Annotated in this window: 3 protein-coding genes; 1 reads left to right on the forward strand and 2 read right to left on the reverse strand. The window is 58.2% G+C overall.

Annotation, left to right across the window (positions count from 1 at the left end; all coding sequences use genetic code 11):
• Together ACXRVY_RS24290 and ACXRVY_RS24295 are read right to left on the reverse strand one after the other, a co-directional pair.
• A partial coding sequence (locus tag ACXRVY_RS24290; RefSeq protein WP_458238452.1) for a hypothetical protein occupies positions 1-72 on the reverse strand: 72 nt, incomplete at its 3' end.
• Between the two features lie 11 nt (positions 73-83).
• Positions 84-1,265, reverse strand: a complete 1,182-nt coding sequence (locus ACXRVY_RS24295) for an acyl-CoA dehydrogenase (protein WP_458238451.1) — start codon at positions 1,263-1,265, stop codon at positions 84-86.
• A 157-nt stretch (positions 1,266-1,422) separates the two neighbouring features.
• On the opposite strand from ACXRVY_RS24295, the gene ACXRVY_RS24300 reads away from it, so the two are divergent.
• Positions 1,423-2,322 (forward strand): LysR family transcriptional regulator, encoded by a 900-nt coding sequence (locus tag ACXRVY_RS24300; RefSeq protein WP_223464005.1) that lies wholly within the window; start codon positions 1,423-1,425, stop codon positions 2,320-2,322.
• Positions 2,323-2,459: the final 137 nt, after the last annotated feature.

The raw sequence follows: 2,459 nt of genomic DNA on the forward strand, positions 1-2,459 counted from the left end.
GATCTGCCCGGCCCAAGGCCCGGCCAGCACCCGCGATAAATCCAGTACCCGTAGATGCGATAGCGCGCCCATGGACGTTCTCCTTAATAGAACGCCTGGAGGCCGGTTTGCGCACGACCAAGGATCAGTGCATGGACGTCATGAGTACCTTCATAGGTGTTCACCACTTCCAGGTTGACCAGGTGACGCGCGACACCAAACTCATCGGAGATGCCGTTGCCGCCCAACATATCGCGAGCCATGCGCGCGATGTCCAGGGACTTGCCGCAAGAGTTGCGCTTCATCATCGAGGTAATTTCGACTGCAGCGGTCCCTTCGTCCTTCAYGCGACCCAGACGCAGGCAGCCTTGCAGCGCCATGGTGATTTCAGTCTGCATGTCGGCCAGCTTCTTCTGGATCAACTGAGTGGCGGCCAGCGGGCGACCGAACTGTTGACGATCCAGGGTGTACTGGCGAGCGGTGTGCCAGCAGAACTCGGCTGCACCCAGCGCACCCCAGGAGATGCCGTAACGTGCCGAGTTGAGGCAAGTGAAAGGACCTTTCAGGCCACGGACGTCCGGGAAAATGTTCTCTTCCGGAACGAACACGTTGTCCATCACGATTTCACCGGTGATCGAAGCCCGCAGGCCCACTTTGCCGTGAATCGCCGGAGCGCTCAGGCCTTTCCAGCCTTTCTCCAGAACGAAGCCGCGGATGTCGCCGGCATCGTCCTTGGCCCAGACCACGAACACATCGGCGATCGGGCTGTTGGTGATCCACATCTTGCTGCCGGTGAGGCTGTAGCCGCCTTCCACTTTGCGCGCACGAGAGATCATCGCACCCGGGTCGGAGCCGTGGTTAGGCTCAGTCAGGCCGAAGCAGCCGATCCACTCGCCCGACGCCAGTTTCGGCAGGTACTTCTGCTTCTGCGCTTCAGTACCGAATTCATTGATTGGCACCATCACCAGCGAGGACTGCACGCTCATCATCGAGCGATAGCCGGAGTCGATGCGCTCGACTTCACGGGCGATCAGGCCATAGCTGACATAGTTCAGGCCGCTGCCACCGTACTGCTCGGGGATGGTTGCGCCCAACAGGCCGACTTCGCCCATTTCGCGGAAGATCGCCGGATCGGTCTTCTCATGACGGAAAGCTTCGAGGATGCGCGGCGCAAGGCTTTGCTGAGCGAATTGCGCAGCCGTGTCGCGAATCATGCGTTCTTCTTCAGTGAGCTGTTGATCCAGCAGCAGGGGATCGATCCAGTTGAAGCTAGCTTTACCGCCCATGAGTGTGTCCTCTCGAATCGGGTCAAATAACGTGGACTGATCCTAGGCCCGGAACGGGGCCACGGCAAACGAGGATTTCGCATAGTGTTGTGCTAATTTATCACTCCGAAACATCGCAAAAGAGCATTTATGCGATGTATTAGTGAGGTTGACGTACATGCGCAGAAAGATACCCAGCACCACCGCCCTGATCAGCTTCGAGGCCGCGGCGCGCCACGAAAGCTTCACCAAGGCCGCCCAGGAACTTTCGCTGACCCAAGGGGCGATTTGCCGACAGATCGCCAGCCTTGAAGAGTTCCTCAGTGTGGAACTGTTCCGACGCTCGCGGCGCGGGGTCAAGCTTACGGAAGCCGGCCTCTCCTACAGCCGTCGAGTGGCCACTCAACTCGATGCCGTTGAGCGCGACACCTTGTCCGTGATGGGCCAGCAAGGTGCCAATGTGATCGAACTGGCGGTGGTTCCGACCTTCGGCACCCAATGGCTGCTGCCGCGACTCAAGGACTTCCAGCAAAAACACCCGGAAGTGACGGTCAACCTGACCAACCGCACACGACCGTTCCTGTTTGCCGACACTGATTTCGATGCGGCGATCTATTTCGGCGATGCGGATTGGTCGGGTACAGAGTCCCACAGGCTGATGGGTGAAAATCCGATGCCCGTTTGCAGCCCCAACCTGCTCGGAAACAAGACCAGTCTGACGCCCGGCGAAATCGCCGACCTACCTCTTCTGCAACAAACCACCCGCCCCTATGCCTGGCGCCAATGGTTCGATTCCCAACACCTGAATGTCCCGCGAGACATGACAGGCCCCCGCTACGAGCTATTCTCCATGCTCGCCCAGGCGGCCATGCACGACATGGGCATTGCCCTGATCCCGCCGTTCCTGATTCAACGTGAGCTGAAAGAGAAACGCCTGGTGATCGCCAACCCGCAAGCACTGTCCAGCATCAAGGCTTATTACCTGATGATTCCTGAGCGAAAGGTCGAGTCCGCGTCTTTGAGGGCATTTCGTGACTGGCTGGTAAATCAGGCGCACAGCTACAACCTAGAAGGATAAAGGACTATTAGCGTTACCTGACCCCGTAGTCAGCAAATATAAAGACCTACAGATATACGTATTTGTCGCATACCAGCAAACTGTGTCGAGAAGTCGTACAAACGTCCCACAAGCGCCTGACCACGCGGCTTTGCGCC

The organism is Pseudomonas sp. P5_A2_2 (genome assembly GCF_054177685.1).

What these genes read in the sequence shown, in the direction of transcription:
- ACXRVY_RS24300 (WP_223464005.1), top strand. Translation starts at nt 1,423, where the DNA reads ATGCGCAGAAAGATACCCAGCACCACCGCCCTGATCAGCTTCGAGGCC.